This is a genomic window from Arthrobacter sp. Alg241-R88 (assembly GCF_900537115.1).
Lineage (GTDB): Bacteria > Actinomycetota > Actinomycetes > Actinomycetales > Micrococcaceae > Arthrobacter.
In genome coordinates this window covers 331863-347218 of sequence record NZ_UNRG01000004.1, presented here as the reverse complement: position 1 = coordinate 347218, position 15356 = coordinate 331863, and the positions used below count along the sequence as shown (strand labels likewise).

Sequence of the window (15356 nt, the reverse complement as noted above, 5' to 3'; positions counted from 1 at the left end):
GCCCTGCTGCTGCCCTACACCTCCTACGAAAAAGGCGTCAGCCCCTTCGTCACCTTCTTCGGCTCCATCGGCATCCAGGGCGTGGACGTCATCATGAACCTCGTCGTCCTCACCGCCGCCCTGTCCTCCCTCAACGCCGGGCTCTACTCCACCGGCCGGATCCTGCGCTCCATGTCCGTCAACGGCTCCGCCCCCAAATTCGCCTCCCGCATGAACAAAGCCGGCGTCCCCTACGGCGGCATCGCSATCACCGCCGGCGTCTCCCTCCTGGGCGTCCCGCTGAACTACCTCGTCCCSGCCGACGCCTTCGAAATCGTCCTCAACGTCGCCTCCGTCGGCATCATCATGACCTGGGCCACCATCGTCCTGTGCCAGATCCAACTCCACCGCTGGGCCAACAAAGGCTGGCTCAAACGCCCCTCCTTCCGCATGATCGGCGCCCCCTACACCGGCTACCTCTCCATCCTCTTCCTCGCCGGGGTCCTGATCATGGTCTTCATCGAATCCCCCCTGACCATGCTCGTCACCGCCATCGCCTCCATCCTGATGGTCCTCGGCTGGTACGCCTGCCGCAAACGCATCCGCGACATCGCCGAAACCCGCGAAGGCTTCACCGGCACCGCCCCCGTCATCGCCAACCCGCCAGCGGACACCTTCAAGAAGTAATCCCGCTCCACGGCGTACGACGGCGGCACCCCAGGTTCTTGAATTCGGGAACCTGGGGTGCCGCCGTCGTTAGTTGTTGTTCAACTCCCGCTTAGTCTGATGGTTTCACCACCATCGCCGAACCACCGCCACGCCTGGCCGGTTCGGCCACAGCAATGACCTTGTTGTCATCGAGGAACTCGATGGCAGTGGCTGCGCCGATTTCCGCGGCTGAGGTACCCGGCATACCTGCAGCGGCGAAATTGTGGCCGTACCGTGTGGCAAGGTCCTTTCCATACGGCGCGTCGATGAACGCCTGCTCAGCAGTTACATTTGCGGTGTTGCGCTGTGAAGCGCGGGGAGCCGCCAAGGCTTCCTCAACGCTCATGCCGAGGTCGATCCGGTTGATGAGTGTCTGCAGCACCGTGGTGATGATGGTTGAACCGCCCGGGGAACCAAGCGCCAGGAACGGTTCGCCGTCCTCGAGCACGATGGTGGGCGACATGGACGAACGCGGCCGTTTGCCCGGCTCGATGCGGTTGGGGTCAGTTTCGCTGTAAACCGGTGAGAAGTCCGTCAGCTCATTGTTCAGGATGAAGCCGCGGCCGGGAACCACAATGCCGGAGCCGCCGGTCTGCTCGATGGTGAGCGTGTACTCCACCACGTTGCCCCACTTGTCCGAAACCGTGAGGTTGGTGGTGTTGATGTTCTCCGTATCCGATGCGTGGTTCAGCGCCGCTGGTTCGGCCGGGCACGCGCCGTCGTATGACCCCACGTCCCCTGCAACCACAGGCTTTGTGGCCGCCCGGTGGGGGTCAATGGCGCAGGCGCGTTCTTTTCCAAACACCGGGTCCAGCAATTCCTCAGTGGGGACATCCACGAATGCCGGGTCACCCACGTACTTTCCACGGTCGGCAAACGCGAGCGCGGTGGCCTCGAGGTAATGATGGAGGACCTTTGGCTTGTCCTCCCGAAGGGACGGCAGGTCAAACACCTCAAGGATGTTCAGTGCCTCGCCCACCGTGGTGCCGCCGCTGCTCGAAGGCGCCATGCCATAGACGTCGTACCCGCGGTACTCAACGTGGGTGGGGTCCTGGTCAAGGGCCTTGTAGTCGTCCAGGTCCTCGGTGGTCATAACGCCCGCAGGTCCGGGCAACGCACTCTGGCCCGGGCTGCTGGGGGCATTGCGCACGGTGGACACGATCTCTTCCGCCAGCGGGCCCTCATAGAACTCGTCGACACCCTTCTGCCCCAGGAGCCGGTATGTCTCGGCTATGTCCTCGTTCCTGAAAACGGCTCCGACTGCGGGTGCATCGTTCTCCGGGCCGGGCAGGAAAAGCTCCCTCGTCGCCTCGAATGGCAGGAAACGCTCCCTGTTCTCCAGCGTCTGGAGGCGGAAGGTTTCATCCACCACGAAGCCATCCTCCGCCACGTCAATGGCAGGCTCCAAGGCTTCCCCGAGGCTCATGCTGCCCCAGCGGTCCAGCGCCCGCTCCCAGGTTGCCGGTGTACCCGGCACGCCGACCGAGATTCCACTGGTTGCCTGCTTCTTGAAGTCATAAGGCGTCCCGGTGGCGGGGTTGATGAAGGCGTCCTTGGGCATCGCCTGAGGGGCGGTTTCCCGGCCGTCAATGGTTTTGACCTTGCCCGTGTCCGCGTCGTAGAAGACAAAATAGCCACCGCCGCCGATGCCGGCGCTGTAGGGCTCGGTCACGCCGAGGGTGGCTGCCGCGGCGACAGCGGCGTCAACCGCGTTGCCGCCCTTGCGAAGGACTTCGATGGCCGCCGCCGAGGCGTCCAAGTCAACGGTGCTGACAGCTCCGCCGTACCCCTCGGCAACAGGTTCCTTGTGGGAGTCGTCGGCCTCCCATGAATGAGCAGAGGCCGGGCTTACCAATACTCCGGTCGTCACGCTCATCGCCAGCGCCGCCGTACCGGCAGCTACCCGGCGTCCCAGATGTGGCATGATTGCTCCTGAATGGGTTCGAGTGAGGTGAATCACACGCTACTCCTCGCCCCATCTACTCTCAACGGCTGCGCCTACCCCTCTTGACGCGCACCCGGCCCGGGTTTATCCTCAGCCCATCCTGCCGCTTCAACGGCTTGCGAGGGGCAACATCAAGCTGCCTTTTGCGCTTGTCCGGAGCCCCGTCAGCGGTTGCAGCAGGACTGTCCAGGAGCGTACCGGTCAAGGAGGACCGTGATGAACAATCTGGAAGCAAAGATTGTTGTAGGTGTGGACGGCTCTGATTCCTCTGTGCATGCCCTGCGGTTGGCGGCCAAGCTGGCGCCCGCACTCGACGCGCGCATCCATGCGATGGCGTGCTGGGATTTTCCGCAGATCTACGCCGGCTACGTTCCGCCCGACTTCGACGCCTTTGAAGGAGCCGCAAGGCAGACCTTGGCCGAGGCTCTCGGCAAAGCGTTCGGGCCGGATGCCCCCGTGGAGATTACCCAGGCCATAGTCCGCGGCCCAGCCCCGGCCAAACTGGTCGAAGCCGGCGCTGACGCCGCGCTCCTCGTGGTGGGCCGCCGCGGGCACGGCGGCTTCATTGGTATGCACCTTGGGTCGGTGAGCTCAGCCTGCGTTTCGCACGCAGCCTGCCCGGTCCTGGTGGTGCATGCCGACAGCACCCATCGCCACCACCATCTCTGGAGAGGCTCCAAGGACAAGGGCGCCGCCAAGCTCTAGCCGCCTGAACCTTCCTGGCGTAACGCAACGCCCCGGCGACTCCGGGCCGGGAGCCGATCCCCTATGCTCAGCAGAGTGCCCCTTGGCGCCGGCGCCCGCAGGGGTGGCGTATCGAGCAGTTCAACGACGAACCAACCGGGAGACAGTATGACCAACTGGCGGATCAGGGACTTCCACTCGGCCGACCTCGACGGGATCCTGCATCTCTGGGAAACGCTCAAGTCCCACAACGTGGAACCCGTCTATGCCCTCTCCGAGGTCCTGGCATCCTGCGAAAAGGACCACGCCGTGGTGGCGGTGCAGGGAGAACAGGTGGTGGGTGCCGCCGTCGGGCGCGCCGCCCACGACCAAGGCTGGATCGTTTTCCTCGCCACCCTGCCTGAATACCGCGGCCGCGGAATCGGCACCTCGCTGCTGGCCGCCGTCGAAAACCGCATGGCGCCGCACGGGCTCAACAAGCTCTCCGCACTCATGCCGGAATCGGAAACCCGGGTGGAGGCCTTCCTGGGCCGCGGCTTCGCACTGAAGAAGAACCTGCGCTACTTCGAGCGGACCATCCCCGTCCAGCGGCAGGAGCTCGGCGCGCTGGGCCAGCTCGGCGGCCGCGTCCTGGCCCGCGACCTGTGGGAAAACGTGGCCGGCATGCGCAAGGAAAAGGAACTGCTGGAACGCCGCCTGGTCCTCCCCCTGGCCGAGGCCGACCTCGCCGACGAATTCGGCGTCGTCCCGCCCCGCGCCGTGGTGCTCTTCGGCCCGCCCGGCACCGGCAAAACTACCTTCGCCAAAGCCATTGCCTCCCGCCTGGAATGGCCCTTCGTGGAAGTGTTCCCCTCCCGGCTTGCCGCGGACCCGCAGGGCCTGGCCGGGGCGCTGCGCGAGACCTTCCTGGAGATCGCAGAGCTGGAACACGCCGTGGTGTTCATCGACGAGGTGGAGGAGATCGCCTCCCAACGCTCGGGGGAGCCGCCGTCGCCGCTGCAGGGCGTCACCAACGAGCTGCTCAAGATCATCCCGGCCTTCCGGGAACAGCCGGGCCGGCTGCTGGTGTGCGCCACGAACTTCATCCGGGCCCTGGATTCCGCCTTCCTGCGCCACGGCCGGTTCGACTACGTCATCCCCATCGGCCTTCCCGACCGGCAGGCCCGCGAGGCCATGTGGCAGCGTTTCATCCCCGCCCCGGTGGTGGATGACGTGGACGTGGAACTGCTGGTGGACAAAACCGAGGGCTTTTCCCCCGCGGACATCGAGTATGCCGCCCGGAGCGCCTCCCAGCGTGCACTGGAAAACGTTGTTTACGGCAGGGACAGCGACGGCGGGCTGGCTTCCGGCGGCGCACTTTCAGTCCGGGAGGCGGTGCGGAAGGGGCCCTCCACCCAGGACTACCTTGACGCCATTGGTGATACCCGCACCACGGTCAGTGCCGAAGTGCACCAGGACTTCCTGGAGGACATCGACGCCCTGGGGCGCGTGTAAGGCAGTAACGTTTGATGCATGTCCTCCAACCCCCTCCGGCATGCCATGGCGCGCATGGGCGGCCGCGATCCGCATGAAAAGCACCGAGCCGTCACACCGCTTGAACTCTTTTTCGACCTGACTTTTGTGATCGCCTTCGGCGTTGCCGGCAGCCAGTTCGCCCATGAGATCGCCGAAGCGCACTTGGTTGCCGGGCTGATGGGGTTCTCCTTCGCGATGTTCGCCGTTATCTGGGCATGGATCAACTTCACGTGGTTCGCCAGCGCCTACGACACCGATGACTGGATCTTCCGTGTGGTCACGATGATCCAGATCGTTGGCGTCCTGATCCTTGCCATGGGAATCGAGCCCATGTTCCATTCCCTGGTGGAGGGTAAGCATGTAGACAACGCGGTGATCGTGGGCGGCTACGTGATCATGCGGCTGGCACTGGTTGCCCAATGGCTTCGGGCAGCCAGGCAGGATCCTGCCCGCCGCGAGACATGCCTGCGCTACGCCAAATACCTGGCGCTGGTGCAGCTCGGCTGGATTGCGGTACTGATCATCGAGGCGGACGTTCCCACCACATTCTTCATGATTGTGCCCTTGATCGTCCTGGAGATGGCCACCCCGTACGCCGCCGAGCGCAAAGCCCGGACACCGTGGCATGCCCACCATATTGCCGAGCGGTACGGGCTGCTGGCCATCATCGCTTTGGGTGAATGCCTCATCGGTGCGATCGAGACGCTCCGCGCCATCGTGGCCAACCACGGCTGGAGCGTGGACGCCGCACTGGTTGGCTTTGGCGGCACAGCCTTGGCTTTCGGCATGTGGTGGATTTACTTCATGCTTCCCGCCGGACGCGCGCTGCACCTGCGGCGCCACCGGTCATTCCTGTTCGGCTACGGCCACATCCCTATTTTCGCCGCGATTGCCGCCACCGGCGCCGGGCTGCACGTGGCGGCGTACTTCATCGACCACGAGGCACACATCAGCGGCGCCGTTGCGGTGGCCAGCATCGCCGTTCCGGTGGCACTGTTCAAGGGCTCGCTGACCTGGCTGTACAGCGTGATGGTGGGCCCTGACCGGACAGTCATCACCGTGGCGGCAGGCGTACTGGCGGCGCTGGCCGCATCAGTCGGCATGGCGGCAGCAGGGGTTTCGGTCCCGGTCTGCCTGCTGCTGATCGTGCTGGCGCTCGGCATGTCGATCGTCATCGATGAGCGCCGCGGTTCCGACCGGCTGCACCACGCCCTGGAGAAGCTCGAGGCTACTGCTCCCCGGCCGTCCTAGCGTCGAAGGCCGCCCCGCCGGCGGCATCGGGCTCCCCGTAGGACAGATTCTCGTAGTCCGTGGTGTCTTCCTCGTCCAGCTGGTTGTCCAGCTCTTCCAGAAGCCACGGGTTGACCCGGGCAAGAATCTTCCGGACCTCCTCCACCTCGACGGCGGCGTACAGCACCGGACGGGCATCACGGTACTTGGTGACAGGCGGTTTGTCCGGCCATTTCTCCGCCAACGCCTGGACCCTGTCGGGCAGTGAGTTGTGGGCGTTGTCGGCAATCTTGACCAACGCAGCATCATGGTCCTCAGCGATCTCGCGGATGCCGGCCTGGTAGTCGTCCGGGTTTTCGTGCAGCCGGTTGGTGACGCGTTCGATAATTTCCACAGCCCGCTCGGACACGCCCATGTCCAGCAGCGCCTGGCGGGTTATTGGAGTGTCTTCGGCGATGTCGTGCAGGTACCCGGCGATCCGGATGTCGTCGTCGAAATCGGCGAGGGCATCGCCAACAGCGAGGACATGTTCCCGGTACGGGCGCTTCAGCTTGTCCTTCTGCCGGTTGTGGGCCACCTCGGCGAGCACCTTTGCGGTCTCAACCGTGAATCTGGGCGCCGGGCTCTGCTCCGCGGCATGCTGGTCTGACATGCCCTAAGCCTAGGCTGAACAGGCAGCTTGGGCTCAACCGGCTAAAACCGGTCTGTGCGCCTACTGCTTGCCGTACTTCCGATGAACCGCCTGCTTGCTCACCCCCAGGCACTGCGCAATGGCTTCCCAGGACAATCCGGCCTGCCTTGCGCTCCGGACAAGCGAGGATTCTGTCCTGCTCACTTCCTTCTGCAGCTCAGAGACGGCGTGCAGCGCCTCTGCCGGCCCCATTCCGTCCATTGATCCCACCAGCGTTTTCATGCGATCCACCTCCATGCGTCAACATTAGTTGACTAGGTTCGAGGTGTCAACGAGAGTTGACGAAGGGTCGTGGCGCGCATCCCGTCGGCGAGAGCGGGCATCAGCGCCCGGAAGTCCCGAGCCCTCTCCACACCCACGGCTCCAGTGGCAGGGTGGACGGGTCGAAGGCCGCCAGGGCCTTCTCAAGCGGACCGGCAGGCAGTCCGAGCGACTCGAGCAGCCGGTCCCGCACGGCAGCGGCAGGGCTTCCCGCATCTGCCAGATCCCGGAGCGTCACTGCGCCGTCCCGCTTCGCCAGCCGGACGCCGTCGGCATTCACCACCAACGGAACATGCGCATATTCCGGAGAAGGAATATTCAGGAGCGCGGCGAGGAACGCCTGCCGCGGAGTGGACGGGAGGAGATCGTCGCCGCGGACCACCTGATCAACGCCTTGCTCAGCGTCGTCCACCACTACTGCGAGGTTGTAGGCCGTCACCCCGTCGTTGCGCCGCAGCACAAGGTCGTCCACCACGCCGGTATAGGTGCCGTGGAGCAAGTCGCGGACGGTGTGCTGCGCGACGTCGGCGCGCAGCCGGATGGCGGCCGGCCGCGTAGAGCGCTTGAACTCAAGCTCCGCGTGGCCGAGGCGCCGGCAGGTCCCGGGATACGCGCCCTGCGGCGCGTGCGGAGCGGACGGTGCCTCCTGGATTTCCCGCCGGGTGCAGAAGCACTCGTACGTCAGTCCGGCAGCCTGCAAACGGGAAATCGCGTCGGAGTAGTAAGGTCCACGGGTCGTCTGGCGGGCCACGTCACCGTCCCAGGTAATACCGATAGCCTCCAGGTCCCGCAATTGGCCCGCTTCTGCACCGGCGCGTGCGCGGTCGAGATCTTCCACCCTGAGCAGGAACTTCCGGCCCGTGGAACGGGCGAACAGCCAGGCAAGGATTGCCGTCCGAAGGTTCCCTACATGGAGGTCACCGGAGGGGCTGGGGGCAAAGCGGCCTGCGGAGGTCATGGGTCAACCCTATGCGGGAAGGGAATGTGCCCGGACAGCACAAGAGCCCCTCAGCTACTGACTTCGAAAAATCCGACGTCGGTAGCTCAGGGGCTCTTGCAAGTGCTTGCAGAATGACCGTGGTGTGAACAAGTGTCAATCAGCGGCGGCCTCCTTGCGGGAAGCGGTGTCCAGTTTCCGGGTGGTGTGCCGGGAGCCTGTAAGCCTGAGGGAATCAGCGGTAGCTTTTGCCTTCGTTGCCACTATTTGAGCACAAAACAGGCAGGGAGGACCAACAGGCACTGTTTTCATTGATCAGTTTGACCAACGGCTTACGGCGAGCGGGATGCGGATTGATCGATATGCTTCCATTTCGGCCCAGCGGCCTATCCCACCGGTGCGGGCACCGGGGCAGCGGGTGGCTCAGCCTTGGTCCGCCGTTTCCCGAACCGCAGGTACAGGGACGGCAGGATGAAAAGGTTGAGGAGCGTTGAGGACACCAGTCCGCCGACGATGACTACAGCCATGGGATGCTCGATTTCATGGCCGGGGATGGTGCCCATCATGATCAGCGGAACCAGCGCCAGCCCGGTGGCGAGCGTTGTCATCAGGATGGGCGAGAGCCGTTCCCCCGCGCCCCGCAGCACCAGTTCAGGCCCGAACTTTTCATTTTCGTATTTTTCAAGGTGCTGGCAATGGCTGATGAGGAGGATGCCGTTGCGCGCCGCGATACCCATGACCGTCAGGAACCCTACGATCGAGCCGAGCGAGAGAACGCCGCCGCTCAGGTAGGCCGCGAACATTCCGCCGACGAGCGCAACAGGGAGTGTAAACATGATCAGCGCAGCCAGCCGCCAGCTGCCAAATGATGCCTGGAGCAGCAGGAAAATGACCAGGAGAGCAACCGCGGCGAAGGTCAGGAGCTGCCGGGTGGCGGCTTCGCGTTCCGCGAACTCCCCAAGGACCTCGGCGTGGTAGCCGGCGGGGAATTCCACCTCGGCGAGCTCTTCCTGCAGTTTCGTCACCAAGGCACCCAGTTCCCCATCCGACGCCGCATTGGCGCTGATGTCGATCCTGCGTGAATTGTTGTTCCGGTCAATAACGCCCGGAGTTGCGCTAACCCTCACGTCCGCCACCTCGGCGAGCCGGATCGGCACTCCGGACGGAGTATCGATGGGCAGGTTGCCGATACTGGTTACGTCTGAACGCGTCTCCGGGGAACTCCAGATGCGGACGTCGAAGACCTTGCCTTCCCGCCACAGGTCGCCCACTTCCTCGCTGGCCACCATAGCTGCCGCAGCCCGCCGGACGTCGCCGGGCTTGATGCCATGGCGCTTTGCCGCCTCGAGGTTGACCTCGACGTCCACCTGCGGAATATCCACCTGCAGCGATACGTGCTCCTCGACGGCCTCGTCTATGCCTCCCATCACCTCCTCGACTTCCTTGGCCAGCTCGCGCAAAGTTTCCAGGTCATCGCCGTATACCCGGACTACAACCGCGTCGCCTTCGCCGGTGAGGACCTCACGGATCCGCTCCTTCAAGTAAGTCTGCACGTCGCGGTGGATCCCTGGATATCCGTCCACTACTTCCTGCACGGCGGCCAGGGTTTTGTCGTAATCGGCCGAGGGATCCACGCTGATCCAGTTCTCACCGAAGTTCACCCCCACCACCTCATCTGCCGCCAGCGCCTGCCCTATGTGGGCGCCGCAATTCAGGACTCCCTCTACCGCCAGCAACTCCCTGCAGGCCCGTTCGCTGATGCGGACCTCCTCGGCCAGGGACGTGCCCGGTTGGGTCACCCAGTGCATGAGGAAGTCGCGCTCCTTGAACGAAGGCAACAGTGCCTGGCCCAGCAACGGGGCCACCAGGACGCCGGAGAGCGTCAGGGCGGTAAAAGCGAGGTAGCCGGGCCCCGGGCGCCGGATAACCCGGGACATGAGCTTGTGGTAGCCGCGCTTGAGGACCCGGACCAATGGCGGGTCCCGCGGATCCAGCGGAGCCTTGCGCAGGAAGATGAGCGCAAGGGCTGGAGTGACCGTGAGCGCCACCAGCATGGATGCGAACACCGCCAGCGTATAGGCGCTTGCCAGCGGACGGAAGAAAGCCCCGGTGAGTCCTTCAAGGAAGAAGATGGGTACCGCGGCCACCACAATGATGAGGGTGGCGTACACGATTGGCCCACGGACCTCCATGGAAGCCTCCAGCACAACGGATGCGGTGGACCGGCCGCTTCCGCTTTCCCGATGCTGCCTCAACCGTCGAATGATGTTTTCGATATCGATGATGGCGTCATCCACCACAACGCCCACGGCGATGACCAGGCCGGCCAGCACCATGGTGTTCACCGTGCTGCCGGTCAACATGATGACCACGCCTGCTGTGATGAGGGACAAGGGGATGGCAATCAGGCTGATGAGGGCCGTCCGCCACTGGAAAAGGAAGGCTCCCAGCACCATCATGACCAGCACGATGCCCAGCAGCAGAGCCAGGCTCAGGTTTTCCAGCGACTGCTCTATGAAGGTGGCCGGCCTGAAAATGGCGGTGTCGACGTCGATTCCCGACAGTGCCGGAGCCATCTGCTCCAGCGCCTCCTCCACTCCCCTTGTCACTTCGAGGGTGTTGCCCCACGGCAGCTTCTCCACGATGAGCATCAGGCCTTCACCGTCGTTGATGACGGCGTCACCGATCAGGGGGTTATGGTCCATCACGACGTCGGCCACGTCGCCCAGGCGCAGGGGGTTCCCGTCGCGTTCCTGGATAGTGATCTTGGCCAGATCCTCAGGGGTTTTGATTGGCAGGACGTGCGAAATGCCAACGCGCTGGTTGGGCGTTTCAACAACGCCGCCGGTGCCTACCATGTTGCCGGAGGAGTGCTTGAGCAGTCCGGCGTGCATGGCGTCATTGGTGGTTGACATCACCTGTTCCAGGGAAACCTTTTCGGCCAGCAGCCGGTCAGGCTTAACGCGCACCTGAAGGGTTTCCTTCCGTTCACCCCAGATGGCAACGTTGGCCACCCCCGGAACGGAGAGCAGGTGTGCCCGCAGCTTGTAGTGGGTCAACATGGACATTTCGATCAGGCTCAGCTCGTCCGAGGACAAGCCGATTTTCATGACCCGGCTCGTGGAGGACAAGGGCTGCAGCATCACCGGTGGCGTGGCCCAGCTGGGCAGCGTCGGCGTGACCGTTGCGACTCTTTCCGAAACCAGCTGCCGCGCCTTCAGCAGATCAGTACCGGGATCGAAAATCATCAGAACTGAGGACAGCTGGGAAACCGACTTTGACCTCAGCTCGTCCAGCCCCTCCAAGCCGTTGAGCGCGTCCTCAAGCGGAACCGTGACCAGCTCCTCCACTTCCGCGGCGGTCAGGCCCAGGGCGGCGGTCTGGATTTCCACCCGGGGCGGTGCGAACTCGGGAAACACGTCCACCGAAGCTGAACTGATCTGGACGGCACCAACCATCATGATGCCGACGGCGAGCGCTACCACCACCGAGCGGAACTTGAGACTGAAAGCAATAAGCTTGCGCATAGCTGGTCAGTGCGCCGTATCCAGTTCAGCACCCAGGAGTTCGGCTGCCCCTACCGTTACGATCCTGGTGCCAGGCTGGGGCCCGCTGGTCAACTTCACGGCGGGAGCCTCGATCCGTTCAACCGCCACGGGCGCCCGGACAAACACCAGCGGCTCAGGGTTGGTGTAGACCCAGGTGCCGCCAGTGGCGTCATAGATCAGGGCCGAGTAGGGAACCTGGAGTTTACCCTCGACGGTCTCCACCGCGCCTGTAGCCACCCCCAGCCGTTCTGCAGCTTTCTCCGTCAAGGTGATGCGGCTGACTTCCTGCCCGTCAACCTCCTCCAAGGTGGCCGCTTCCAGCCCGGTTGCGGCCGGCGCCGCCTCAGGCACTTCCCCGCATGCGGCCACGGGGCCACAGACCAGGCAAGCCATAACCATGGCACCAAGCAGGTGGCGCTTCCAAGGCACGTTTGCAGTCGTCATGATATTTCCGTTCTTACAGGGGGCCCCGCGGCGTCGGTGGGGCCTTGTGACTTCAGGGGATCCTCCGGGGCGCCAGTGCCAAACAGGATCAGGAGGGTTGGAAGGACAAACAGAACAAGCAGGGCATGTGTCACCAAGCCACCCCATACCACGACGGCCAAGGGCAGGATGGTTTCCCTGCCAACCACTCCCCCCAGTACCACCAAGGGGATCAGGAATGCAGCGCTGATAACCGCAGCAATCACAAGCGGGACCACGCGTTCCTGGGCCGCCTGCAAAATGGAGGAGCGCGAACCACCCTGTACGGGGGCTTCCTCCCGCGCCTCAACAGTTGCCGCGGTGTCGGCAGCGCCCGGCGATTGGGCGCGCCGGACCAGCAGGATGGAGTCACGCACAGCCATGGCCAACAGCGCCGCGAAGGCAAGGAGAGTCACCTGGGATCCGATCCCGCCTGTGATGAATGCGCCCAAGACACCGCCTGCCAGGGCGAGGGGCAGCGCAAGGAATACAACCAGTGCCACGCGCCAGCTTCCCAGCGCGGTCTGGAGGAGGACCAGGACACCGATCAGGGCTGCCCCGGCGACGGCCAGGACCAGTTGGATAGTGTCCTGCCGCTCGGAGTATTGGGACGGCACCTGTGCGTGATACTCCATGGGGAAATCAAGGTTGGCCAGCTTGGCGTTGACATCTGACGTGATGTCCCCGGTGGACCTGCCGTCCACTTGGGCTACCACGTCGATGTGGCGGGAGGTATCGATGTGGGTGATCACCGATTCGTTGGGCGCAATGCGGACATCCGCCAGCTCCCCGAGCCGAACATGGCCACCGCCAGGCTTGTCAATGAGCAACTCCTGAACGCTGGTGAGGCTCGAGTTGGTCGCCGGAGTTCCCTTCACCACCACTTGGAAGACCTTCTGCTGCTCGAAAAGGAAGCCGACGTCCACACCCTGCAGCAAGGTGGCTGCTGCACGCCGCACATCACCTGGTTTGATGCCGGCTTCCTGTGCCTTGTCCAGGTTAACCTCGATCTCGGCGATGGGCTGGAGCTGGGGAAGGGACAACTGCGGGTCAACCAGGCCTGGCGTGGTGGACATCATCTCCCTGACGTCTTCCGCCGTTTCCCGCAGGACCTGGGGATCTACCCCGAAGACCCTGACCGAGAACTCATGTTCTGACCGGCTGCGTTCGGCATCGAGCCGGTTCTGACCATATGTGACGACGCTGCCGCTGATCCCTGGGTAGCCTGCCGCAACTTCTTGCACAGCCTCGGCCACATTCAAGTAGTCGGCGTCCGCCTCCATGGTTACCCAAAGTTCCCCTGAATTTGCCCCGACTACCCGGTCGGAGGTGATGGCACGGCCCACGTGCCCGCCCACGCTGGCGACTCCGGGTACGTTCTTCAATTCCTTGCTGGCAAGTGCGGATATCCGGCTCATTTCGGTGTTCGACGTCCCTGCCATCCCGTCCCACTGCACCAGCAGGATCCGGTCCTGAAGTGCAGTTACCGAGGGTTGCCCGGCAGCCAGGAGCGGAACGCCCGCTACCGCAGCTACCGCGAGCAGAGCACCTGCCGCCAACACCCACCGGGATTTCGCGGCGCTCCGTTCGAATGCTGTCCGGATGCCTGTCCTGATTTTGCCCGGGAGCTGTAGAGAGCGCTCCTCGCCCCCCATGAAGGTGAGGGCCAACGCCGGGGTCAGGAGCCATGCAACCACCAGGGCGACCGCGAGCGCCAGCAGGAAGGACAGGACCAAGGGAACAAAAAGGGCCTGGTTCAACCCTGTCAGGAACAGCACGGGCAGCAGGACGAGCGCCATGGTAAGTCCGGCGAAGATGATTGCATTGCGCGTCTGCTGGAGGGCGGCAGTAATGAGTGCCATCCGTGGCTCCGCCTTCACCTCTGGCTCCGCCGGGCCGCCGTCCATGCTCCCGCCATCCGCGGCGTCAGTGGAAGTTGCAGCCGCAGCCCGCCGGCCGGTACCCGGGGCGGAAAGCTCCCGCCGCCGGCGTAGCCCGTTCAGGTCAGTCACGAGGTCGGTCACAACCACGACTAGAGCCAGAATCAGCCCGGCGAAGACCATGACGTTCAGCCCGATTCCGAGCACGAACAGCATGAGCAAAGCTGCCGCCGCGGATACTGTCAGGACAATCAGACCCACAAGGGCCATCCGCCAGGACTTGAAGAAGAGTCCCAGGAGGAGGGCCGCCAGCAACAGGCCGACGATGAAGCCCGTACTCAGGTTCTGCACCGCGGACTCAAGGAAAGTTGCAGGCCGGTAGACGCTTGTGTCCACGTTGATTCCCGAAAGGCCAGGCTTCAAGTCCTCCAAAGCCGCTTCGAGCGCTGCTGTGATTTCGGCCGTGTTGGCCTCAGGAAACTTCTCTATGACCAGCATGAGGGCGGGGTCCTCATCCACCACAGCGTCACCGATGAGCGGCTGGTGGTTTTCCCTGACTGTTGCCACATCACCCAGTACCAGCGGAGCGCCTGTCACGTTTTCGACGCTGACCTGCGCCAGGTCGCTTGGGGTGGTGATCGGCAGGACATGCTGGATCCCAATGCGCTGGTTATCCGTTTCCAGGAAGCCGCCCGTTCCCGGTGTTGAGGCCTCGAGGAACGTCAGTGGCGATACCCACACTGCATTGCCTGTTGTCCGAATGATCTGGTTGAGTGTTACCCCCCGCGCCTGAAGCGCTTGAGGGTCCACTTCCACCTGCATCTGCTGCTCACGCTGGCCCCAGATTGAAAGGTTGGCAACCCCGGGAACACCCATCAGGCGTGGCCTGATATTCCATCTGGCAAGGACGGACATGTCGATGAGCGGAACGTCTGACGACGATAGCCGGACCATCATGACCCTGCTGGTGGAGGACTTCGGCTGCATCAGAACGGGGGGTGAGGAAACCCGCGGCAGCGAGTGGGCCTGAACCAGGCGCTCGGCAACAAGTTGGCGCGCCCGTGGCAGGTCCGTCCCCGGCTCGAAGAGCAACTGGATGGAGGAAAGGCCCGGAACCGACTGCGACCGGATCTCATCCAGATACGCGACTCCATTAAGGAGGTCCACTTCCATCGGTGAAGTAATCAGTTGTTCGACTTCGAGGGCGGACAGTCCCAAGGCCTCGGTCTGGATCTCAACTTGGGCAGGCTCAAATTCGGGCAACGCGTCTACTGAGGACCTGGGAAAATACCAGAATCCCATCGCTATTATTCCCGCAGCCAATGCCAGGATCAGCAGCCGAAATTGGAAACTCCATCGTGCAAATAAACCGGTCATCGCTCATCCAAGCTGCAGGGTGGTGGCCTCATTGCCAGTGCTCTAAGCTTCCCCCTGCGCAGGATCGGCAGACAGTCCCCAGATTAGTTAGGCGGACCCCCAAAATAGGGGGTTTCCGCCCTCAGGAAGGGGGTCATTC

The 15356-nt window shown here is 63.7% G+C and carries 10 protein-coding genes and 1 pseudogene; 4 read left to right on the top strand and 7 right to left on the bottom strand.

Annotation, left to right across the window (positions count from 1 at the left end; genetic code table 11):
• Nucleotides 1-666 (top strand): annotated as a pseudogene (locus tag G6R19_RS12300) (amino acid permease); the annotation flags it as partial.
• Between the two features lie 91 nt (nucleotides 667-757).
• On the opposite strand, the gene ggt reads toward G6R19_RS12300, so the two are convergent.
• Nucleotides 758-2611, bottom strand: a complete 1854-nt coding sequence (gene ggt, locus G6R19_RS12295; protein WP_163165283.1) for a gamma-glutamyltransferase — start codon at nucleotides 2609-2611, stop codon at nucleotides 758-760.
• 237 nt (nucleotides 2612-2848) lie between these two features.
• Here ggt and G6R19_RS12290 point away from each other — a divergent pair, with 237 nt between their 5' ends.
• The 3 genes from G6R19_RS12290 to G6R19_RS12280 all read left to right on the top strand — a co-directional run bounded on the left by G6R19_RS12290 (nucleotide 2849) and on the right by G6R19_RS12280 (nucleotide 6082).
• Nucleotides 2849-3337 carry a universal stress protein gene (locus tag G6R19_RS12290; protein WP_163165281.1) on the top strand — a complete coding sequence of 163 codons (489 nt, stop codon included), beginning with the start codon at nucleotides 2849-2851 and terminating at the stop codon, nucleotides 3335-3337.
• Between the two features lie 147 nt (nucleotides 3338-3484).
• Nucleotides 3485-4810, top strand: coding sequence for a GNAT family N-acetyltransferase (locus G6R19_RS12285; RefSeq protein WP_163165279.1), 1326 nt, complete (start codon nucleotides 3485-3487; stop codon nucleotides 4808-4810).
• An 18-nt stretch (nucleotides 4811-4828) separates the two neighbouring features.
• Nucleotides 4829-6082, top strand: coding sequence for a low temperature requirement protein A (locus G6R19_RS12280; protein ID WP_163165277.1), 1254 nt, complete (start codon nucleotides 4829-4831; stop codon nucleotides 6080-6082).
• Here G6R19_RS12280 and G6R19_RS12275 read toward each other — a convergent pair.
• The 6 genes from G6R19_RS12275 to G6R19_RS12250 all read right to left on the bottom strand — a co-directional run bounded on the left by G6R19_RS12275 (nucleotide 6060) and on the right by G6R19_RS12250 (nucleotide 15217).
• A complete protein-coding gene (locus G6R19_RS12275) occupies nucleotides 6060-6713 on the bottom strand; it encodes an HD domain-containing protein (RefSeq protein WP_163165275.1) in 654 nt (217 codons plus the stop codon). The two genes, G6R19_RS12280 and G6R19_RS12275, sit on opposite strands and share 23 nt — an antisense overlap.
• A 60-nt stretch (nucleotides 6714-6773) precedes the next feature.
• Complete coding sequence (locus tag G6R19_RS12270) at nucleotides 6774-6989, bottom strand: AsnC family protein (protein WP_163165273.1); 216 nt, start codon at nucleotides 6987-6989, stop codon at nucleotides 6774-6776.
• A gap of 85 nt (nucleotides 6990-7074) precedes the next feature.
• Nucleotides 7075-7971 carry a tRNA glutamyl-Q(34) synthetase GluQRS gene (gluQRS, locus tag G6R19_RS12265; RefSeq protein WP_163165271.1) on the bottom strand — a complete coding sequence of 299 codons (897 nt, stop codon included), beginning with the start codon at nucleotides 7969-7971 and terminating at the stop codon, nucleotides 7075-7077.
• A 365-nt stretch (nucleotides 7972-8336) separates the two neighbouring features.
• Complete coding sequence (locus G6R19_RS12260; RefSeq protein ID WP_163165269.1) at nucleotides 8337-11477, bottom strand: efflux RND transporter permease subunit; 3141 nt, start codon at nucleotides 11475-11477, stop codon at nucleotides 8337-8339.
• A 6-nt stretch (nucleotides 11478-11483) separates the two neighbouring features.
• Complete coding sequence (locus tag G6R19_RS12255) at nucleotides 11484-11942, bottom strand: hypothetical protein (protein ID WP_163165267.1); 459 nt, start codon at nucleotides 11940-11942, stop codon at nucleotides 11484-11486.
• Nucleotides 11939-15217, bottom strand: coding sequence for an efflux RND transporter permease subunit (locus G6R19_RS12250; protein ID WP_163165265.1), 3279 nt, complete (start codon nucleotides 15215-15217; stop codon nucleotides 11939-11941). Before G6R19_RS12250 ends, G6R19_RS12255 begins: the two co-directional genes overlap by 4 nt.
• Nucleotides 15218-15356: the final 139 nt, after the last annotated feature.

Bases quoted from the DNA above. Each gene is read 5' to 3' on its own strand.
- ggt (WP_163165283.1), bottom strand. From the start codon at position 2,611: ATGCCACATCTGGGACGCCGGGTAGCTGCCGGTACGGCGGCGCTGGCG.
- G6R19_RS12260 (WP_163165269.1), bottom strand. From the start codon at position 11,477: ATGCGCAAGCTTATTGCTTTCAGTCTCAAGTTCCGCTCGGTGGTGGTA.
- G6R19_RS12275 (WP_163165275.1), bottom strand. From the start codon at position 6,713: ATGTCAGACCAGCATGCCGCGGAGCAGAGCCCGGCGCCCAGATTCACG.
- G6R19_RS12255 (WP_163165267.1), bottom strand. From the start codon at position 11,942: ATGACGACTGCAAACGTGCCTTGGAAGCGCCACCTGCTTGGTGCCATG.
- G6R19_RS12250 (WP_163165265.1), bottom strand. From the start codon at position 15,217: ATGACCGGTTTATTTGCACGATGGAGTTTCCAATTTCGGCTGCTGATC.
- G6R19_RS12285 (WP_163165279.1), top strand. From the start codon at position 3,485: ATGACCAACTGGCGGATCAGGGACTTCCACTCGGCCGACCTCGACGGG.
- gluQRS (WP_163165271.1), bottom strand. From the start codon at position 7,971: ATGACCTCCGCAGGCCGCTTTGCCCCCAGCCCCTCCGGTGACCTCCAT.
- G6R19_RS12280 (WP_163165277.1), top strand. From the start codon at position 4,829: ATGTCCTCCAACCCCCTCCGGCATGCCATGGCGCGCATGGGCGGCCGC.
- G6R19_RS12270 (WP_163165273.1), bottom strand. From the start codon at position 6,989: ATGGAGGTGGATCGCATGAAAACGCTGGTGGGATCAATGGACGGAATG.
- G6R19_RS12290 (WP_163165281.1), top strand. From the start codon at position 2,849: ATGAACAATCTGGAAGCAAAGATTGTTGTAGGTGTGGACGGCTCTGAT.